At 67.1% G+C, this 18542-nt stretch carries 21 protein-coding genes; 7 read left to right on the forward strand and 14 right to left on the reverse strand.

Going from position 1 to position 18542, the window contains the following annotated elements:
- Positions 1-16 precede the first annotated feature (16 nt).
- The gene (locus tag WS66_RS11745) at positions 17-352 is read right to left on the reverse strand and encodes a LysR substrate-binding domain-containing protein (RefSeq protein WP_236872899.1); all 336 of its coding nucleotides are present in this window, start codon (positions 350-352) and stop codon (positions 17-19) included.
- Positions 353-786: 434 nt separating this feature from the next.
- Here WS66_RS11745 and WS66_RS11750 point away from each other — a divergent pair, with 434 nt between their 5' ends.
- From WS66_RS11750 to WS66_RS11780, 7 genes are all read left to right on the forward strand, one after another.
- On the forward strand, positions 787-2292 hold the full coding sequence (locus WS66_RS11750; protein WP_059604973.1) for a toluene monooxygenase: 1506 nt from the start codon (positions 787-789) through the stop codon (positions 2290-2292).
- A 24-nt stretch (positions 2293-2316) separates the two neighbouring features.
- A complete protein-coding gene (locus WS66_RS11755; RefSeq protein ID WP_059605196.1) occupies positions 2317-2577 on the forward strand; it encodes a toluene-4-monooxygenase system B family protein in 261 nt (86 codons plus the stop codon).
- 7 nt (positions 2578-2584) lie between these two features.
- Complete coding sequence (locus WS66_RS11760) at positions 2585-2920, forward strand: Rieske 2Fe-2S domain-containing protein (protein WP_059604970.1); 336 nt, start codon at positions 2585-2587, stop codon at positions 2918-2920.
- 18 nt (positions 2921-2938) lie between these two features.
- Positions 2939-3253, forward strand: a complete 315-nt coding sequence (locus WS66_RS11765) for an MmoB/DmpM family protein (RefSeq protein ID WP_059604967.1) — start codon at positions 2939-2941, stop codon at positions 3251-3253.
- Positions 3254-3265: 12 nt separating this feature from the next.
- Positions 3266-4252 carry an aromatic/alkene monooxygenase hydroxylase subunit beta gene (locus WS66_RS11770; protein ID WP_059604962.1) on the forward strand — a complete coding sequence of 329 codons (987 nt, stop codon included), beginning with the start codon at positions 3266-3268 and terminating at the stop codon, positions 4250-4252.
- Positions 4253-4309: 57 nt separating this feature from the next.
- The gene (locus tag WS66_RS11775) at positions 4310-5311 is read left to right on the forward strand and encodes a 2Fe-2S iron-sulfur cluster-binding protein (protein ID WP_059604960.1); all 1002 of its coding nucleotides are present in this window, start codon (positions 4310-4312) and stop codon (positions 5309-5311) included.
- Positions 5312-5521: 210 nt separating this feature from the next.
- Complete coding sequence (locus WS66_RS11780) at positions 5522-7300, forward strand: sigma-54-dependent Fis family transcriptional regulator (protein ID WP_226115330.1); 1779 nt, start codon at positions 5522-5524, stop codon at positions 7298-7300.
- 51 nt (positions 7301-7351) lie between these two features.
- Here WS66_RS11780 and WS66_RS11785 read toward each other — a convergent pair whose 3' ends face one another.
- The 13 genes from WS66_RS11785 to WS66_RS11845 all read right to left on the reverse strand — a co-directional run bounded on the left by WS66_RS11785 (position 7352) and on the right by WS66_RS11845 (position 18491).
- A complete protein-coding gene (locus tag WS66_RS11785; RefSeq protein ID WP_059605190.1) occupies positions 7352-8734 on the reverse strand; it encodes an OmpP1/FadL family transporter in 1383 nt (460 codons plus the stop codon).
- 206 nt (positions 8735-8940) lie between these two features.
- Positions 8941-9771 carry an alpha/beta fold hydrolase gene (locus tag WS66_RS11790; RefSeq protein ID WP_059604957.1) on the reverse strand — a complete coding sequence of 277 codons (831 nt, stop codon included), beginning with the start codon at positions 9769-9771 and terminating at the stop codon, positions 8941-8943.
- Between the two features lie 37 nt (positions 9772-9808).
- Complete coding sequence (locus WS66_RS11795; RefSeq protein WP_044845485.1) at positions 9809-10000, reverse strand: 2-hydroxymuconate tautomerase; 192 nt, start codon at positions 9998-10000, stop codon at positions 9809-9811.
- A 27-nt stretch (positions 10001-10027) separates the two neighbouring features.
- On the reverse strand, positions 10028-10816 hold the full coding sequence (dmpH, locus tag WS66_RS11800; RefSeq protein ID WP_059604954.1) for a 2-oxo-3-hexenedioate decarboxylase: 789 nt from the start codon (positions 10814-10816) through the stop codon (positions 10028-10030).
- Complete coding sequence (gene dmpG / locus WS66_RS11805; RefSeq protein WP_059604951.1) at positions 10813-11859, reverse strand: 4-hydroxy-2-oxovalerate aldolase; 1047 nt, start codon at positions 11857-11859, stop codon at positions 10813-10815. The genes dmpH and dmpG overlap by 4 nt, the downstream gene beginning before the upstream one ends.
- A gap of 43 nt (positions 11860-11902) precedes the next feature.
- Positions 11903-12823, reverse strand: coding sequence for an acetaldehyde dehydrogenase (acetylating) (locus WS66_RS11810; RefSeq protein ID WP_059604948.1), 921 nt, complete (start codon positions 12821-12823; stop codon positions 11903-11905).
- A 41-nt stretch (positions 12824-12864) separates the two neighbouring features.
- Positions 12865-13647: a 2-oxopent-4-enoate hydratase gene (dmpE, locus tag WS66_RS11815; protein ID WP_059604944.1), complete on the reverse strand. Its 783-nt coding sequence runs from the start codon at positions 13645-13647 to the stop codon at positions 12865-12867.
- 27 nt (positions 13648-13674) lie between these two features.
- Positions 13675-15186 (reverse strand): 2-hydroxymuconic semialdehyde dehydrogenase, encoded by a 1512-nt coding sequence (locus tag WS66_RS11820; protein WP_059604940.1) that lies wholly within the window; start codon positions 15184-15186, stop codon positions 13675-13677.
- Positions 15187-15246: 60 nt separating this feature from the next.
- Positions 15247-15696: a GlcG/HbpS family heme-binding protein gene (locus tag WS66_RS11825; RefSeq protein ID WP_059604937.1), complete on the reverse strand. Its 450-nt coding sequence runs from the start codon at positions 15694-15696 to the stop codon at positions 15247-15249.
- 20 nt (positions 15697-15716) lie between these two features.
- Positions 15717-16661, reverse strand: coding sequence for a catechol 2,3-dioxygenase (locus WS66_RS11830; protein WP_059604934.1), 945 nt, complete (start codon positions 16659-16661; stop codon positions 15717-15719).
- Between the two features lie 25 nt (positions 16662-16686).
- Positions 16687-17043, reverse strand: coding sequence for a 2Fe-2S iron-sulfur cluster-binding protein (locus tag WS66_RS11835; protein WP_059604931.1), 357 nt, complete (start codon positions 17041-17043; stop codon positions 16687-16689).
- A 1-nt stretch (position 17044) separates the two neighbouring features.
- Complete coding sequence (locus WS66_RS11840) at positions 17045-18109, reverse strand: NADH:ubiquinone reductase (Na(+)-transporting) subunit F (protein WP_059604928.1); 1065 nt, start codon at positions 18107-18109, stop codon at positions 17045-17047.
- Positions 18110-18134: 25 nt separating this feature from the next.
- Entirely contained in the window at positions 18135-18491 is a 357-nt protein-coding gene (locus WS66_RS11845) for a phenol hydroxylase subunit P4 (RefSeq protein WP_059604926.1), read from the reverse strand.
- Positions 18492-18542: the final 51 nt, after the last annotated feature.

Consider the following 18542-nt stretch of genomic DNA (forward strand, 5'->3'; position numbering starts at 1 on the left):
GCGCGGGCCGAAACGCTTACGCGGCGCGCCCGCCCAGCATCGCCAGATACTGCTGTACCGCTCCCCATTCCCCGCCGATTCGGCAGAGCACGACGAGTTCGGCGCCCGGCACGTTGCCCGCGAGTTTCCGGTATACGATGTTCGGCGCCGCGATCCGGCTGAGCGGCGCCGGCACCAGCGCCACGCCGAGGCCGGCCCCCACCAGCGCCAGCACGGACAGCGTGCTGCTCACCTTGTGCACGATGCGCGGCGCCCGGCCGAGCACCCGCCGCAGGATCGCCAGCTGCCCTTCGTCGTCACCGTCGGCCGCATAGAAAATGAACGGTTCGTCCGCCAACGCCGCGACGCTCATCGAGCGCCGCTTCGCGAGCGGCTGCCGGTCGCGCCCCCTTCCCGGCTTGGTTGCCTGCCGTCCGCCGCGCCAGCTTCGTATCGAAAACAGCCACGCCGGGCCGTGAAGCGAGCGCGCATCGCCGACTGTCGACGCACGAATATCGAGATTTTTATCAAAAGATCAGCAGGGTTCGTCGCGCGCAGGCCGGACTCGCTTGACCAAATCATCAAATCGGCCTGATTCCAGGTTGCTTGTGCGTCGCACCATACCAAATATCTGCCGCGCCCTTCATACCGCCAAACCAGGAATGTCGGGATTTTTGCAGCGCACACATTCCCGTTGCAGCCCGTTCCTGGCACTGCCCTTGCTCAGTCATTCACACCGGCCCCTTGCGCGACACCCTCCGTGCGCAGACAACCGGTTCGAACGATCCCAATCAAGGAGACATGACCATGGCGTTACTGGAACGGTCGGCGTGGTACGACATTGCCCGCTCGACGAACTGGACCCCCCGATATGTTACGGAGTCCGACCTTTTCCCCGAGATCATGACTGGCGCGCAAGGCATTCCGATGGAAACGTGGGAAGCCTACGACGAGCCGTACAAGACTTCCTATTCCGAATACGTCCGCATTCAGCGCGAAAAGGATGCCGGCGCCTATTCCGTGAAGGCCGCGCTGGAGCGCAGCCGCATGTTCGAGGAGGCCGATCCCGGCTGGCTGTCGATCCTGAAGTCGCACTACGGCGCCATCGCGCTCGGCGAATACGCCGCCATGAGCGCGGAAGCGCGCATGGCCCGCTTCGGCCGCGCCCCCGGCATGCGCAACATGGCGACGTTCGGCATGCTGGACGAGAACCGCCACGGGCAACTGCAGCTGTATTTCCCGCACGATTACTGCCACAAGGACCGTCAGTTCGACTGGGCCCACAAGGCCTACCACACGAACGAGTGGGGTGCGATCGCCGCGCGCAGCACGTTCGACGACCTGTTCATGTCGCGCAGTGCGCTCGAGATCGCCGTGATGCTCACGTTCGCGTTCGAAACCGGCTTCACCAACATGCAGTTCCTGGGCCTCGCCGCGGACGCCGCCGAAGCCGGCGATTTCACGTTCGCGAGCCTGATCTCGAGCATCCAGACCGACGAATCGCGCCATGCGCAGATCGGCGGCCCCGCGCTGCAGATCCTGATCGCGAACGGCCGCAAGGAAGAGGCGCAGAAGCTCGTCGACGTCGCCATCGCCCGCGCATGGCGTCTCTTCTGCCTGCTGACCGGCACCTCGATGGACTACGCGACGCCGCTGCATCACCGCAAGCAATCGTTCAAGGAGTTCATGCGCGAGTGGATCGTCGGCCAGTTCGAACGCACGCTGATCGATCTCGGCCTCGACCTGCCGTGGTACTGGGATCAGATGATCAACGAGTTCGACTACCAGCATCACGCGTACCAGATGGGCATCTGGTTCTGGCGGCCGACCATCTGGTGGAACCCCGCCGCCGGCATGACGCCGGATTGCCGCGACTGGCTCGAAGAGAAGTATCCCGGCTGGAACGACACGTTCGGCAAGGCCTGGGACGTCATCATCGACAACCTGGTCGCGGGCCGGACGCACCTGACGATGCCGGAAACCCTGCCGATCGTCTGCAACATGAGCCAGTTGCCGATCTGCGCGATTCCCGGCAACGGCTGGAACGTGAAGGACTACCCGCTCGACTACAACGGCCGCACCTATCACTTCAACTCGGAAATCGACCGCTGGGTCTTCCAGCAGGACCCGCTGCGCTATCGCGATCACATGACGCTCGTCGATCGCTTCCTCGCCGGGCATATCCAGCCGCCCGACCTGATGGGCGCGCTCAAGTACATGAGCCTCGCCCCCGGCGAGAGCGGCGACGACGCACATCGATACGCGTGGGTCGAGGCCTACCGCAATCGCGGCAATCAACAGAAAGCCGCGTAAGACGGCCGATCAATGGAGGACGACATGGCACTTTTTCCGGTGATTTCCAATTTCCAGTACGACTTCCTGCTGCAGCTCGTGGCGGTCGATACCGACAACACCATGGACGAGGTCGCGGCCGCGGCCGCGCATCACTCGGTCGGCCGGCGCGTCGCGCCGCGGCCGGACAAGGTCGTGAGGGTGCGGCGCCAGGGCAGCGAGACGTTCTTCCCGCGCGACGCGCGGCTCGGCGAGACGGACATCCGGCCGATGGAAGCGCTCGAGTTCATTTTCTGCGACGCGTGAGGCCGACATGACATTTCACAAAGCATGCACGCTCGACGAGCTGTGGGAAGGCGACATGACCGAAGTCGAGGTCGAAGGGCACGTGATCGTGCTGGTCCGCCCCGAAGGGGGCGAGCCGCGCGCGTTCCAGGGCATCTGTCCGCACCAGGACATTCCGCTCGCGGAAGGCAAGTTCGACGGCCGCGTGCTGATGTGCCGCGCACATCAATGGACCTTCGATGCGAATACGGGCAAGGGCATCAATCCCGGCGACTGCCGGCTCGCGGAATATGCCGTGAAACTCGACGGGGACGACATCCTCGTTGCCGTGGAGGGCGTCGAACCGCTCTTCGCCCATTCCTGACCTGACGTAGGACACACCATGAGTCACGACAACACGGCGGACGCCTATCGCAACAACCGCGTCGGCCCTATCCTGCGCGCGAGCAGCATCACGGCCGGCGTCATCGAGGCCGCCCAGGAAGACAACCCGGACAAGGAGATCCGCATCGACGACAAGCTCGCCTACGTGCGCATCGACACCGACGGCGAACTGGTCCTGCGCCGCGCGACCCTGGAGGCCGCGCTCGGCCGGCCATTCAAGATGTCGGAACTGGAAATCAACCTCAGCTCGTTCGCGGGCCGCATCGAGACGACGGACGACTACGTCCGCTTCTATTACGAAAAGACGCTCTGACCGGAGACCAGCATGACGCAACCCGAAATCCTGAAGCCGCTCAAGACGTGGAGCCATCTGGCCGCGCGGCGGCGCAAGCCGAGCGAATACGAGATCGTCTCGACCAACCTCCATTACACGACCGACAACCCCGACGCGCCGTTCGAACTGGACCCCAACTTCGGGATGGCGCAGTGGTTCAAGCGATACCGCAACGCGTCGCCGCTGCAACACGCCGACTGGAACGCGTTCCGCGATCCCGACGAGCTGGTCTATCGCACCTACAACATGCTGCAGGACGGCCAGGAGACATACGTCTTCGGTCTGCTCGACCAGTTCTCGTCGCGCGGCCATGACACGATGCTCGGGCGCGACTGGGCGGAACACCTCGCGCATCTGTATACCCCCGCGCGCTACCTGTTCCACGCGCTGCAGATGGGCTCCGCCTATCTGACGCAGCTCGCGCCCGCGTCGACGATCTCCAACTGCGCCGCCTACCAGACGGCCGACTCCCTGCGCTGGCTCACGCATACCGCGTATCGGACCAGGGAGCTGTCACAGGCCTTTCCCGATCTCGGCTTCGCGAGCGACGAACGTCGCATCTGGGAACAGAGCCCCGCATGGCAGGGCTGGCGGCGGCTCGTCGAGGAAGCGCTCGTCGCATGGGACTGGGCCGAGAGCTTCGTCGCGCTGAACCTGGTCGCACGGCCCGCCATCGACGAGACCGTGCTGCGCACGCTCGGCCAGACGGCCCGCCACAACGGCGATACGCTGCTCGGCCTGCTGACCGATGCACAACTGGCCGACGCGCAACGGCATCGCCGCTGGGCAGGCGAGCTCGTGCGCATGGCGCTGGAACAGGACGGCAACCGCGCGGTGCTCGCTGCCTGGATCGACAAGTGGGCGCCGCTCGCGGATGCCGCCATCGACGCGTATTGCGATGCACTGCCCGACGCGCAGGATGCGGCAGCGCGTGCGCGCGCGGCGGTCGGCGAATTCCGGCGCGGCGTCGGCCTGTGACCGCTGGATGAACCCGGGGCCGGCCCGTGCCGGCCCCCCGTAACGCGGAACCTGAAGATGGAACATCAGATCACGATTGAAGGCGGCGCGACATTCGCCGTCGACGCGTCGGAAGACGCGCTGCTGCGCGGCGCATTGCGTGCCGGCGTGGGACTGCCGCACGAATGCAGCGTGGGCGGCTGTGGCGCCTGCCGCTTCGAGCTCGTGTCCGGCGCGATGGACACGCTGTGGCCGGACGCACCGGGCCTCTCCGAACGCGATCGCAAGCGCGGCAAGCGGCTCGCATGCCAGTCGCGCCCGACCGGCGATTGCACGATCCGCGTGCGCTGCGACGACAGTTACCTGCCCGTCGTCACCCCGTCGCGCCGGGAGGCGGAACTGGTCGCGCGTCGCAGCGTGACGCCGGACATGAGCGAATTCACGTTCCGCGCCCCGGGCGAGGCGGCGTTCCGCGCCGGCCAGTATGCACTCCTCTATCCGCCTTCGGCACAAGGCGCGCGCGCCTATTCGATGTCGAATCTGCCGAACGGCGACGGCCTCTGGCAGTTCGTCATCCGGCGCCTGCCCGGCGGCGCGGGCAGCAACGCGCTGTTCGACCGTATCGCCATCGGCGAGCGCGTGCTGCTCGACGGGCCTTACGGGCACGCCTACCTGCGCGACGACGACGCCCGCGACATCGTCTGCATCGCCGGCGGCTCGGGGCTCGCACCGATGCTGTCGATCGCACGCGGCGCGCTGGCGCAACCGGGATCCCCGCGTGTCCACTTCTTCTACGGCGCGCGCTCGCAGGCGGATCTCGGCGCCGCGGCGGAACTCGATGCGCTGGCGCACGAACGACTGTCGGTTTCCGTCGTGCTGTCCGCCCCGGATGCGTCGCAGCCATGGCATGGTGCGACGGGCTTCGTCCACGACGAGGCAGAGCGCGGGCTCGCGCAACCGCTCGACCGCTACCGCTTCTACTTCGCGGGCCCGCCGCCCATGATCGAGGCCGTGCAGGACCTGCTGATGCTCCGGCACAAGGTCCCCTTCGCACAGCTCCACTTCGATCGATTCGTCTGACCCCGTTGCACGTGGCCCTCCCGGGCGGGCCGCGTGCATTCCTCTGCGAATTTCCCGCGCGTAGTTTCACCAATCGCCACGACGACACGCACCGGCTAAGCTGACCCGGGCGATTCGGTCGCAATGCGTGCCGGCATGCATGTTCCCGTGCGCCACATGCATCACCAGCACAGGGGAGCACCGGCCGAACCGGCCGCAAGCGAGGCAAGCATGTCAAGGAGCGAAATGCACGACGGCAAACCGGGTTCCGCGCCCCGGCATCGCGCGGGACATTCTCCGCGCGATGCCGGGCATCCCGAGATTCGCGTACCCGCCATCCACGACCTCGCAAAGCGTCTGCGATTCGCGCCCCAGCAAGGCAGGATCTGGCTCGACGACCAGCGCATGATGCTGATGCACATCAGTTCGTTCGGCGCGCTGCGCCAGGAGCTGATCGAGAGCCTCGGCAAGGAAACCGCACGCGGCCTCATCACCCGCATCGGCTACCAGGCCGGCACGCACGATGCCGCCATGGCGCGCAAGGTACGAGCCGGCTTCAACACCTACGACGACTTCCTGGCCGGCCCGCAGCTCGTCTCGCTCGAAGGGATCGTCCACTGCGAACCGATCGCGCTCGACATCGATGTCGAGCGCGGCCACTATTTCGGCGACTTCTATCTGATCGACTCGTCGGAGGCGGAGGCGCACATCGCGAGTTACGGAATCGGCAACGACGCCGTCTGCTGGATGCTGATCGGCTATGCGTGCGGCTATACCAGCTCGTTCATGGGCCGGCCGATCCTGTGGCGGGAAATCGAATGCCGCGGGATGGGGCATGCAAAATGCCGCGTCGTCGGCAAGCCGGTCGAGGAATGGGACGATCCGCAGGACGATCTGCGCTTCCTGCAGATCGGCGATTTCGTCAAATGGTCGCTCGAGCCGCAGACCATGCCGCCGGCCACCAGCCGGATCGCCGAGCGGATCGCGCGCGCGCCCGAGAACAGTTTCGGCGTCGTCGGCATCTCGGCCGGCTTCAACACCGTGTGCCACATGGTCAACAAGGTGGCACCCACGGAGGCCACCGTGCTGTTTCTCGGCGAAAGCGGGGTTGGCAAGGAGGTGTTCGCGAACAACCTGCATCGGCTCAGCAAGCGGGCCGAGAAGCCGTTCGTGGCCGTCAACTGCGCGTCGATTCCGGAACACCTGATGGAATCCGAACTGTTCGGCGTCGAACGCGGCGGCTATACCGGCGCGACCTCGTCGCGGCCCGGCCGGTTCGAGCGGGCCGATGGCGGCACGCTCTTTCTCGATGAAATCGGCACGCTCAGCTTCACCGCGCAGGGCAAGCTGTTGCGCGCGCTTCAGCAGGGCGAGCTGGAGCGCGTCGGCGACACACGGACGCGCAAGATCGACGTGCGCGTGATCGCCGCAACGAACGTCAACCTGCGGGAAGCCGTCAAGGCCGGGCAATTCCGCGAGGATCTCTTCTTCCGCCTCAACGTGTTTCCGATCCAGGTGCCGCCGCTACGCGAACGGCGCGACGACATCCCGCTGATGATGAACTGGTTCCTTCAGCGGCTCGCCAAGAAGCACGACAAGCACATCACCGGCTTTCGCGAGCGCGCGGTCGACGCGATGTTCAACTACGACTGGCCCGGCAACGTGCGCGAACTGGAGAACATGATCGAACGCGCGGTGATTCTCGCCGAGGACGGCGGTGCGCTCGACCTCTGCCACCTGTTCACGACCGGCGAGGAAATCGACGTGTCGTCGTTCATTCTGAAACGCAGTGGCAACATCGCCTTGATGGACGAGCCGGTCGAGACGGCCCTGGCCCCGGCCTCGACCGGCCCCGGCGCCCGCCCCGGGCTCGCCGAAACCGAGGTGGCGATGCTGCGCGCCGCGATCGCCGAGGCAAACGGCAACCTCTCGCTGGCAGCGCGTGTGCTCGGCATCAGCCGGCCGACACTGGCCTACCGGTTGCGCAAGTACGGCATCGCCGCCGAATGACCCGACAAGCGCCGGGCGACGCGGCATCGATGCGCGTCGCCCGGCGTCCGGTCAGAAGCGCTTCTGATATCCGACGACCGCGTTGATTTGCGAGTGCGTTGCGACGATGGGCACCGCGGTGTTCGGCTGGCTGCCGTTCGACAACGTCTTTTGCAGGCCGACCGATAGTGCGAAGCTGACGAGATCGTCCTTGTCGAACGCGTAGGACGCGCCCGCGCTCAGGTGCGTCGTCGGAATCGCCGGAACGACGGCCAGCAACGTGTCGTTCGGTACGGCCTCCTGCGCGTACTGGAACCCCGCACGCAGCGTCAGCTTCGCGTTGTAGCGATATTCCGCGCCGACCGCGAAGACGTTGATGTCGCGATAATTCTGCGGGATCGACAGGTTCAGGTTCGCGCCGGTTCCGGCCTGCGTGAAGCGCATGTTCAGGTCCTTCATCACGCTCGACCAGAACACGCGCTGGTAGTCGGCCGAAACCGACCACTGGTCGTTGAAGCGGTGGCTGATACCTATCGTGAACTGGGCCGGCATCTGGAAGTCCTTCACGACGATGTCGCCGCTCAGCGGAATATTGCCCGCGACCGAACTGACGGCGGTCAGATTCGCATGCCCGGCGCGCAGATCGCCCACGGCGGTCTTGAAGCTGTACGCCATGCCGACCCGTGTGTCGGGCGTCAGCAGATACGTGAGGCCCAGCTTGCCGCCGACACCCCAGGCGTCGGCTCCGCCGCCGACGATGCCGCTGTGCGAAAACCCGACGTAGCCGCCCGACAGGCCGGGCACGCTCAGCAGCGCCGGCACCAGCGACCCGGACACGCGGCGCTGCGCGGCCAGCGTGCCGATCTGGGACACGTCGAGCAGCGATCCCAGGTTGAGCGAGGTCCAGACGACGTCCAGCGACGCCCCGACCGTCAACCGGTCGTTCACGTTGTACGCCGCGGACAGCGGGACGCGCAGCACCAGCAGCCGCGAAAACTGGTCGAGCCCGGTATCGACGTTGTTGGTCGCCGTCCGCGACAGGAAACTGCTGCCGCCGAATTGCGTACCGAGCCCGCCTTCGGCGAACGCGCCGATGCCGAACGCATAGTTCGCGCGGCGATAGACGACGGCCAGCTGCGGCGCGAAATACGGCCCGTTGTTGTTGCCGTGATTGCCCGACGTGGCGCCCTCGCCGGTCGACGCGTTCTTCACGTGAATGTTGGTCGTGACCACGTCGAGCCCGAGGTCCACATAGCGCCCCTCGGTCATCAGGCCGAGCGTGGCCGGGTTCAGCATCATCGCCGCCCCGCCGACGTCGTAGGCCACGCCCGTCCCGCCCATCGCGCGCGAGACCGGACCGTAGCCTTCGAGATTGAACACGTCGGTCGCACGCGCATGCGTGCCCCATGCCGCGGCGCATGCCACGACTGCCAATCGAACATACATGCCTTTCACGGACGTCTCCTTACCCATTTATAATTAAATAGTGCTAATCGTTTATAAAGCTGCTATCCATCGCTTGAAATTGCGCCCGGCTCGCGATCAGCGGGATCTCGCCGGCCTCCGTCCGGCAATCCGCACGATCACGACATGCGATTCCTCGTGCCACACCCAACCTGCCGCGCGCCGTCGCACGGCATACCGTCGTCGGCGCGGATCGATCAGTCCGTCGACTCGCTGAAGTGATCGATCACCAGTCGGTTGAACCGCGCCGCATGCTCGATCTGCGTCCAGTGTCCGCAGTTGCCGAACACGTGCAGTTGCGCGTTCGGCAGCAGTTCCAGCAGCCTCATCGAGCTGTCGAGCGGAATCACGCGATCCTCGCGGCCATGGACGATCAGTGTGTCGTGCGGCAGCGCGCGCAGTTTCACCTCGTCGCTCGCGAGCGCATCGACCCAGCGCTGGCGCGGCGCCGGAAACATGTTCGCGAACGCCTCCTGGTAGCCGGGCCGCACGCTCGCGTCGTAGCGCAGCTTCGCGAGCTCGTCGTTCACGAGCGTGCGATCGAACGCGAAGATGTCCAGCAGGCCGCGCATGTTCGCGATCGACGGCGTGTAGCCCCACACCGCGTCGAGCCCTTCGGTCAGCGTGAAGCGCGTGCCGGCCGCGCCCATCAGCACGAGCCGGCCGACACGCTCCGGCGCGCGGATCGCCAGCGCGAGCGCCAGCGCGCCGCCGAACGAATTGCCGATCACGTGCGCGCGCTCGACGCCGAGCGCATCGAGCAGGCCGAGCGCGTGGTCGACCCAGTGGTCCATCGAATACACGTAATCGCGCGGCCGCTCGGTTTCGCCGAATCCGGCCATGTCCGGTGCGATCACGCGAAACTGCTCGGCGAGCGCGGGCATCGTGAGCCGCCAGTTCGCGTAGGCCGTGACACCCGGCCCCGAACCGTGGATCAGCAGCACGGGCGGCCCGTCGCCGACGTCGTGATAGTTGGTGTCGAGGCCGCCCGCGACGATCCGGCGGCCCCGTTCGGGATTGGTTGACATGACGTCCTCCAGTCGATTTTCGATGGTGCGCGGCGCGTCAGCGCCCGCGCTTCTTCGCGCTCTGACCGCCGATCCCGAAGTGCGCCTTCGGCATCTCGGTGATGATCACGCGCACCGATTCGAGCGGTGCGTCGAGCGAGCGATGGATGGCTTCCGTGACTTCGGCGATCAGGCGTTCCTTCTTGTCGTCGTCGCGGCCTTCCAGGATGTACAGATGTGCTACCGGCACGATGGCCTCCCTTTGCGTTCGGAACGTTCAGATGAATCGCAGGCCGACCGACCCGATGTCCTGCACGCGCAGCGTCACGTTGTCGCCGGCCGCGACGGCCACCGCCTCCGTGATGCCGCCCGACAGGATCAGGCTGCCCGCCGGAATCGATTCGCCGCGCGCCCCTAGGTGATTCGCGAGCATCGCGATCGCGGCGGCCGGATGCCCGAGCACGGCCGCACCGGCGCCGAACGCTACCGGCAGCCCGTTCTTCTCGAGCACGATGCCGAGCGTGCGCAGGTCGACGCCGTCCACAGCCAGCGGCCGTCCGCCCGCGACGAAGCGCGCGGCCGACGTGTTGTCGGCCACCACGCTCTTCAGGTCGAACTTGAAGTCGCGGTAGCGGCTGTCGATCACCTCGATCCCGGCGACGACGAAGTCCGTCGCGGCGAGTACCGCGCCGACATGGCAGCCCGGCCCCTTCAGTTCGGCCTTCGTCACGAATGCGATCTCCGGCTCCACCTTCGGATGAATCAGCGCGGACGTATCGCACTCGCCGCCGTCGGGCAGGTCATGAACGTCGGTCAGGAAGCCGAACACGGGCGTGTCCACCCCCATCTGCCGCATCTTCGCGTGCGATGTCAGGCCGGCCTTGTAGCCGACGATCCGCGCGCCGCGCGCAAGCTGCCGGCGGCGGATCGCATCCTGCACCGCGTACGCGTCGTCCCAGTCCATCTCCGGATGACGGTCGGTGATCTTCGGCGTGTCGCGCGCCTCGCGCATGCAGTCGTCGAGATGCGCGGCCAGCGACTCGATCGTGTCGGTCGTCAGATTCATGCGGCCTCCCGCTTCGGTTGCGCCGCGCGCGCCTTCGCGAGCGTCAGCGCGGTGTCCTCGATCATGTCCTCCTGCCCGCCGACCATGCCGCGCCGGCCGAGCTCGACGAGGATGTCGCGCGCCGGAATCCCGTACTTCTCGCCCGCGCGCTTCGCGAACAGCAGGAACGAGCCGTACACGCCCGCATAGCCGAGCGTCAGCGCGTCGCGGTCGATGCGGATCGGGAAGTCCATCATCGGCACGACGAGATCCTCGGCGACGTCCTGGATCTTCCACACGTCGATGCCGGTCTCGATGCCCATCCGCTCGCAGACGGCGACGAACACTTCCAGCGGCGTGTTGCCGGCGCCGGCGCCGAGCCCCGCCGCCGCGCCGTCGATCCGGTTCGCCCCGGCCTCGATCGCGGCGATCGAGTTCGCGACGCCCATCGCGAGGTTGTGGTGGCCGTGGAAACCCAGTTCCGTTTCAGGCATCAGCGCGTCGCGCACGGCTGCCAGGCGGGCCTTCACGTCGTCGGGCAGCATGTAGCCGGCCGAATCGGTGATGTAGATGCAGTTCGCGCCGTACGACTCCATCAGCTTCGCCTGCTTCACCAGCCCATCGGGGCTGTTCATGTGGCTCATCATCAGGAAGCCGACGGTATCCATGTCGAGCTTGCGCGCCATCGCGATGTGCTGCTCGGAGACGTCCGCCTCGGTGCAGTGCGTCGCGACGCGAATCGTATGCACGCCGAGCGCGTGCGCCTCTTTCAGGTGGTCGACGGTGCCGATGCCCGGCAGCAGCAGCGCCGACACCTTCGCGCGCTTGAGCAGCGGGATCACCGCGCCGAGGTATTCCGCGTCGGTATGCGCGGGAAAGCCGTAGTTGACCGACGAGCCGCCGAGGCCGTCGCCGTGCGTGACTTCGATCAGCGGCACGCCGGCCGCGTCGAGCCCGCTCGCGATCGAGCGCATCTGGTCGAGCGTCATCTGGTGACGCTTCGGGTGCATGCCGTCACGCAGCGTCATGTCGTGGACGGTGATTCGTTTGCCTTTGAGATTCATTTCCGTTCCTTTCGTCCGGTCGTGGAAGTCGCGTCTGCCGGCGTCAGGCCGCCTGGGCGGCCGATGCCAGCGTGAGGCGGCCGGCCAGCAGTTCCTCGGCGAACATCTCGGCGGTGCGCGCAGCGGCGGCCGTCATGATGTCGAGGTTGCCCGCGTATTTCGGCAGGTAGTCGCCGAGACCTTCGACCTCGAGATAGACCGACACGCGGTTGCCGTCGAACACCGGCCCGTTGACGAGCCGGTAGCCGGGCACATAGCGCTGCACGTCGGCGATCATCGCGTGCACCGATTCGACGATGCGCGCTTCGTCGGGCGCGGTTTCGGTCAGGCAGTGCACGGTGTCGCGCATGATCAGCGGCGGGTCGGCCGGGTTGATCACGATGATCGCCTTGCCCTGGTTCGCGCCGCCGACCTGCGCGACGGCCGCGGCCGTGGTGCGCGTGAATTCGTCGATGTTCTTGCGGGTGCCGGGGCCGACCGAGCGCGACGACACGGTCGCGACGATCTCGCCGTACGCGACCGGCTGCACGCGGGAGATCGCCCGCACCATCGGAATCGTCGCCTGGCCGCCGCACGTGACCATGTTCACGTTCATCTCGCCGGAGCCGATGTGATCCTTCAGGTTGACGGGCGGCACGCAGTACGGGCCGATCGCGGCCGGCGTCAGGTCGATCATCAGCACGCCGAGCGCGTTCAGCTTGCGGCTGTTTTCCGCGTGGACGTATGCGCTCGTCGCGTCGAACGCGATCTGCACGCCGTCGGCCTGCACATGCGGCAGCAGGCCGTCGACGCCGTCCGAGGTGGTCTTGAGGCCGAGTTCGCGCGCGCGCTTCAGGCCATCGGAATCGGGATCGATGCCGACCATCCACACGGGTTCGAGCACGGGGCTGCGCATCAGTTTGGCGAGCAGGTCGGTGCCGATGTTGCCGGGACCGATCAGCGCGCAACGGATCTTTCGGGTCATGGGGGATTCCTCGTTTGCGTGGAAAGGGGAACGGGCGGCGCTCACGCGAACCGCACCGAACACGCGCCGATCCCGCCGATCGACACGCGGAAGTTGTCGCCGCGCCCGACCGGCGCCATCGCTGCGAGCGCGCCGGACAGAATCACTTCGCCGGCCTTCAGCGGGATGCCGAGGCGGCCGAGCGTGTTGGCGAGCCATGCGACGGCATTGACCGGCGAGCCGAGCGCGGCCGCGCCGGCGCCGGTGCCGATCACGTCGCCGTTCTTCTCGAGCACCATGCCGCAGGTCGACAGATCGACGCTGCGCGTGCTCACCGCCCGGTCGCCGAGCACGAACACGCCGCACGACGCGTTGTCGGCCACCGTGTCGCCGATGCGGATCTTCCAGTCGCGGATGCGCGAGTCGACGATCTCGAAGCACGGCATCACGCACTCGGTCGCGGCGAGCACCATCGCGTTCGTCACGCCCGGGCCGAGCAGGTCGCGCTTCAGCACGAACGCGATCTCGCCTTCGGCCTTCGGCTGGATCAGCGTGTCGAGCGCGATGCATTCGCCCTCGCCGTACACCATGCCCGACAGCAGGTAGCCGAAGTCGGGCTGGTAGACGCCGAGCATGTCCATCACCGCCTTCGATGTGACGCCGATCTTCTTGCCGATGACGGTCTCGCCGGCATCCAGGCGGCGCTGGACGAAGCGCTGCTGGATCCGGTACGCGTCGTCGACCGACAGGTCCTCGTGCTGCGACGTCAGCGGCGCGATGGGCTCGCGCGACGTCATCGCGTCGTACAGCCGGTCGCCCAGCGTGGTAATCAACGTGGAGTCCATAAGAGTTTTCCGGTCATTAACAGAAGGTCAGAGCTTGATGCAGACGTTGCGGAGCTCCGTGTAGAACTCGAGCGAATGCACGCCGCCCTCGCGGCCGATGCCCGATTGCTTCGCGCCGCCGAACGCGGTACGCAGGTCACGGAGGAACCATGAATTGACCCACGCGATGCCGACGTCGATCGACGCCGCGACGCGGTGCGCGCGCGACAGGTTGGTCGTCCAGATCGCGGTCGACAGCCCGTACGCATTCGCGTTCGCGCGGCCGATGACCTCGGCTTCGGAATCGAACGGCATCACGAGCGTGCACGGCCCGAAGATCTCGTCGCGCGCGATCGGCGAATCGTCGCCGAGGCCGGTCCAGATCGTCGGCTGCACCCACGCGCCGCCGCGCAGGTCCTCCGGCATGTCGGGCACGCCACCACCCGTCACGACCGTCGCGCCGAGTTCGGCCGCCTTGCGGTAATACGACAGCACCTTGTCGCGATGCTCCTGGCTGATCAGCGGGCCGAGGCCGGTCGACTCCGCTTCCGGGCGGCCGGGCCGCAGCCGTTCGGCACCGGCCTTCAGCGCGGCGACGAAACGCTCGAACAGCGGACGCTCGACATACACACGCTCGGTGCCGAGGCAAACCTGCCCCGCGTTCGCGAAGCACGAGCGCAGCGTGCCCTCGACGGCTGCATCGAAATCGCAATCGGCGAACACGATCGCCGCGTTCTTGCCGCCCATCTCGAGGCTGACGGGCCGCGCGCCGTCAGCCGCTGCTTTCATGATCGCCGCGCCGGTGCGCGTCTCGCCGGTGAACGTGATCGCGTTCACACCCGGATGGGTCGTCAGGAATTCGCCGGCCGAGCCGGGCCCGAAGCCGTGCACGACGTTGTAGACGCCGCGCGGCACGCCGGCCGCGTTCATCACCTCGCCGAGCAGCGCGGCCGTCTGCGGTGTCTCCTCCGACGGCTTCACGACCACCGTGTTGCCGCACGCGAGCGCGGGCCCGACCTTCCACGTCATCAGCAGCAGCGGCAGATTCCACGGGCAGATCACGCCGACCACGCCGACCGGCCGGCGGATCGCGTAGTTGAGCGCGCCCGCGCCGTCCGGCGTCGCCATCTCGAAGGTTTCGCCGGGCACGTTCTTCACCACGTCGGCGAACACCTTGAAGTTCGCGGCGCCGCGCGGGATGTCGATATGGCTCGCGAGGCTCACCGGCTTGCCGGTGTCGGCCACTTCGGCTTCGAGGAAATCGTCGAAGCGGCGCGTGATGCCGTCGGCCACCGCATACAGGCGCTCGACGCGCTGCGCGACGGTCAGGCCGCCCCACGGGCCGGCCAGCGCCGCGCGTGCGGCCTGTACCGCCGCGTCGACATCCGCGCGGCTCGCTTCGGCGACGCGCGCGATCACCGCGTTGTCGAGCGGCGAGCGCTTGTCGAACCAGCGTTCGCCCGCGCGATAGTCGCCGTCGATGAAGTTGCGGACGAGCCGCGGTTCCGGCTGCCCGCCGGCGGGGCCGCGTGTCGCGGCGATGGGTTCGGTGTCGTACATGATGTGTGTGCCGATAGTCGTGAATCCGTGGGTTCGTGGAGCGCGTTTGCGTGCCGTGCGTCATGGCCCGCCGAAGCCGGCCGCGTCGAGCCCCGCGCTCGCGCATTGCTCGTCCTGCGCCTCGCTGCCGCCCGATACGCCGATGCCGCCGATCAACGCGCCGTCTTCGACGATCGGCAACCCGCCGCCGAATGCGACGAAGCGCGGCCGCAGCACGAGGCCTTGCCGCACCGCGTCCGAGTGCGACGCCAATACGGCGTGCCACGCGCCGGTGGGCAAACCGAAGCTCGCGGCCGTGTACGCCTTGTCGATCGCGATATCGATCGAATGCAGCGGTGCGCCGGGCATGCGGACGAATGCCGCGAGCAGTCCGGCCGCATCGACGACCGCGACGTTGACGCGCACGCCGAGCCGTTCGGCGGCCTCGGCCGCCGCCTGCGCCGCGCGCGCCGCGGCGGGCCAGTCGATCGCGCGCGTGTCGATGCTGCGGTTCGTGTCGTTTCGATCCATGACGCTGGGCTCCTTGCAGCTCAGGTGTAGACGGTCGTGAACGCTTCGTTCAGCTCGCCGGAGTGGAAGAAGATCCCGCGCCCGAGCTCCTCCTCGGTCCACGTCGTGACCGGGCGATCGGGTTGCGCGAGATAACCCAGCCCCGCGAACGTCTCGTTGCGGTTGCCGCTCGGATCGAAGAAATAGATGGTGGTGCCGCGCGTGATGCCGTGCCGCGTCGGCGCGACGTCGATCTTCACCTTGTTCTTCGCCATGACGTCGGCCGACTTCAGCACGTCGGCCCAGTCGTCGAGGAAGAACGCGATGTGATGCAGGCCGTTGCTCGGGCCGCCGACGAACGCGATGTCGTGCGGCGTCGTGCTGCGGAACATCCACGTCGCGGCCCGGATCGTGTTGCCGGGGCCGACCATCACCTGTTCCGCCAGATGGAAGTCGAGACACTCGGCCATGAAGCGCGTGTTCTCCTCGACACGGTTCACGCCGGTTTCGGGGTTCAGTTCGCACATCAGCAGGCAGTGGTCGAGCCAGTGCACGGCCGAGCCCGGAACATCGTCGGGCCACGGATCAGGGTTCAGCGAGCCGACCGCGGTGCCCACCAGCTCCTTCTTCGCGAACAGCCGCAGTTCGTGCCCGCTCGGCAGCAGGAACCGCAATTGACGGCCGATGGCCGGCAGCGCGCCTTCGGGCAGCATCTCGGTCGCGATCCCGTATGCCTCGATACGCTGCTGCAACGCGTCCAGGTCGGCGTCGTGCTCGACCTTGTACGCGGCGTGCTTGAGCCCCGCCTGATCGGACGGCGACAGGATCAGCGAATACTTGTCCCATTCGTCCCAGCATTTCAGATAGACGTTGCCCGCCGCGTCGCGCATCGTCTCCTGCATGCCGAGCACGCGCACGTAATGACGCAGCGCCGCTTCCATGTCCATCACCTTCAGACTGACATGACCAATACGCATCACACCCATGATGTGTCTCCTCCTGGTTTCCTGGTTACTTGTCGATCGTCGGCGCGCCGGCACGGGCCGCGCCGCAGAAGAACGGCTTTTTCAACCGGCCGGCCACCTCGAGTTCCACGTCGCCGTCCGGCACCACACGGCACGCGAGCGCATAGCCGTCGTTCTCCTCTTCGGCGCTGACGTGTGCGCGGCTGACCGGCCCGAGCTTGCGCACCGCGCCGCGCAGCACGCGCACCTTGCACACGCCGCACCCGCCGTTCAGGCAGCCGACCGGAATGCCGCGCCGGCCGAGCTTCGCCATGCCGGCCAGCAACGACTCGCCCGACACGCACGCATAGCGCTCGTCGGTCTGCGCGATCCTGACCGTCCCGCATACGCGACCCGCATCCATGTCACACCCGCCGGAACAGCGGGCTGCGCGTCTGTTGCGCGTCGGCCGCCGAGATGAACTTCTCGTGATAGATGTCGCGCTCGAACAGGCGCCCCTGCATCAGCGTCGTGATGCACGCGTCGATCATCGCGGGCGGGCCGCACAGGTAGGCCTGGTGCCCCGAGAAGTCGCCGTCGAAATGCGCCTTCGCGACGTCGTGCACGAACCCTTGCGCGACGTCGCCGCCGGCATCCGGCGCGCCTTCGGACAGCGCCGGCACGTACGTGAAGTTCGGGTGGCGTTCGGCGAGCGTGCGGAATTCGTCGTGGTAGTACAGCTCCTTCGCGTTGCGCTGGCCGTAGACCAGCGTGATCGGCGCGGTGACGCCGCTGGCGAGCAGGTCCGCGATCATCGAGCGCGGGCTCGACAACCCCGATCCGCCAGCCATGAAGATCATCGGCCGCGCAGCCGAGCGACGCACGAAGAAGCGCCCGTACGGGCCCGACAGCCGCATGCGGTCGCCGGTGGCCAACTGCTCGTGCAGGTAGCCGGTGCCAAGCCCGCCCGGTACCTGCCGCACGTTCAGCTCGATCTCGCCGGTGGCCGCGACGTCGGCCGGCGCGTTCGCGATCGAGAACGCGCGGCTCTGCCCGAGACCGGGAATCTCCAGCTGCACGTACTGGCCCGCCTGGAAATGCATCGGCTGCGACAGCTTCAGTCGGATCGACTTGATGGTCGGCGTGAGCTGCTCGATGCGCGTCACTTCAGCCGCGAAGTCCTTGACCGGAATGATTTCCGCGTCCGGTTCCTCGTCGACGTCGGCCTCGATCACGGTGTCGGCCTGCAGCGTCGCGCAGCACGCGAGCGCCTTGCCTTCCTCGCGCTCGAAATCCATCAGCGCGAACGGGTTCGCGTCGCCGAGATCGGTCTCGCCGTCGAGCACCGCGACCTTGCAGGTGCCGCACAGGCCGTGACAACACGCATGCGGAATGTAGATGCCCTGGCGCAGCGCGGCATCGAGCATCGTCTGTCCTTCCTCGACCTCGATCGTGACGCCCAGCGGCTCGATGGTAAGTTGGTGGCTCATGATGGTTCGCTCGTCCGCGTGGCGGTCAGAAGCTCGCGCCGCCGAGGCCGTCGAGGCCCGGCGTGCGGAAGCTGATCAGGTCCTTGTGCCCGAGGCCGTTGTCGGCCAGGCTCTTCGCTGCGTCGGGCGTCCACGGCTCACCAGAGCGAAACCACTCGACGCGGCCCCAGTCGATCTTCGCGAAGTCGGGGTGATAGCCGTAGATGGGTGGCAGCACGTCGCGCGCGAGCGCGCCGAACGGCATGTCGGGCGGCAGCGGCAGGCAGAACGGCGCCGGGAACATCAGGTGGTCTTCCCAGCACACGTAGAGCAGCGGCGCCGGAAACTTCTCGACCGCGTCCTTCACCGGGAAGTCGTAGGGTTTGAGCGCGATGACGGTCATGCTTGTCTCCTGTCGGCCGGCGTTTGCGCATTCGCGCGTACGCCGGTCTCG

The organism is Burkholderia sp. LA-2-3-30-S1-D2, assembly GCF_001523915.2.
In the GTDB taxonomy this organism is placed as follows: domain Bacteria; phylum Pseudomonadota; class Gammaproteobacteria; order Burkholderiales; family Burkholderiaceae; genus Burkholderia; species Burkholderia diffusa.

Bases quoted from the DNA above. Each gene is read 5' to 3' on its own strand.
- WS66_RS11780 (WP_226115330.1), top strand. From the start codon at position 5,522: ATGTCAAGGAGCGAAATGCACGACGGCAAACCGGGTTCCGCGCCCCGG.
- WS66_RS11760 (WP_059604970.1), top strand. From the start codon at position 2,585: ATGACATTTCACAAAGCATGCACGCTCGACGAGCTGTGGGAAGGCGAC.
- WS66_RS11745 (WP_236872899.1), bottom strand. From the start codon at position 352: ATGAGCGTCGCGGCGTTGGCGGACGAACCGTTCATTTTCTATGCGGCC.
- WS66_RS11830 (WP_059604934.1), bottom strand. From the start codon at position 16,661: ATGGGTGTGATGCGTATTGGTCATGTCAGTCTGAAGGTGATGGACATG.
- WS66_RS11790 (WP_059604957.1), bottom strand. From the start codon at position 9,771: ATGTCAACCAATCCCGAACGGGGCCGCCGGATCGTCGCGGGCGGCCTC.
- dmpH (WP_059604954.1), bottom strand. From the start codon at position 10,816: ATGAATCTGACGACCGACACGATCGAGTCGCTGGCCGCGCATCTCGAC.
- WS66_RS11820 (WP_059604940.1), bottom strand. From the start codon at position 15,186: ATGTACGACACCGAACCCATCGCCGCGACACGCGGCCCCGCCGGCGGG.
- WS66_RS11775 (WP_059604960.1), top strand. From the start codon at position 4,310: ATGGAACATCAGATCACGATTGAAGGCGGCGCGACATTCGCCGTCGAC.
- WS66_RS11750 (WP_059604973.1), top strand. From the start codon at position 787: ATGGCGTTACTGGAACGGTCGGCGTGGTACGACATTGCCCGCTCGACG.
- WS66_RS11840 (WP_059604928.1), bottom strand. From the start codon at position 18,109: ATGAGCCACCAACTTACCATCGAGCCGCTGGGCGTCACGATCGAGGTC.
- WS66_RS11825 (WP_059604937.1), bottom strand. From the start codon at position 15,696: ATGGATCGAAACGACACGAACCGCAGCATCGACACGCGCGCGATCGAC.
- WS66_RS11845 (WP_059604926.1), bottom strand. From the start codon at position 18,491: ATGACCGTCATCGCGCTCAAACCCTACGACTTCCCGGTGAAGGACGCG.
- dmpG (WP_059604951.1), bottom strand. From the start codon at position 11,859: ATGAATCTCAAAGGCAAACGAATCACCGTCCACGACATGACGCTGCGT.
- WS66_RS11755 (WP_059605196.1), top strand. From the start codon at position 2,317: ATGGCACTTTTTCCGGTGATTTCCAATTTCCAGTACGACTTCCTGCTG.
- WS66_RS11835 (WP_059604931.1), bottom strand. From the start codon at position 17,043: ATGGATGCGGGTCGCGTATGCGGGACGGTCAGGATCGCGCAGACCGAC.
- WS66_RS11810 (WP_059604948.1), bottom strand. From the start codon at position 12,823: ATGACCCGAAAGATCCGTTGCGCGCTGATCGGTCCCGGCAACATCGGC.
- WS66_RS11770 (WP_059604962.1), top strand. From the start codon at position 3,266: ATGACGCAACCCGAAATCCTGAAGCCGCTCAAGACGTGGAGCCATCTG.
- dmpE (WP_059604944.1), bottom strand. From the start codon at position 13,647: ATGGACTCCACGTTGATTACCACGCTGGGCGACCGGCTGTACGACGCG.
- WS66_RS11765 (WP_059604967.1), top strand. From the start codon at position 2,939: ATGAGTCACGACAACACGGCGGACGCCTATCGCAACAACCGCGTCGGC.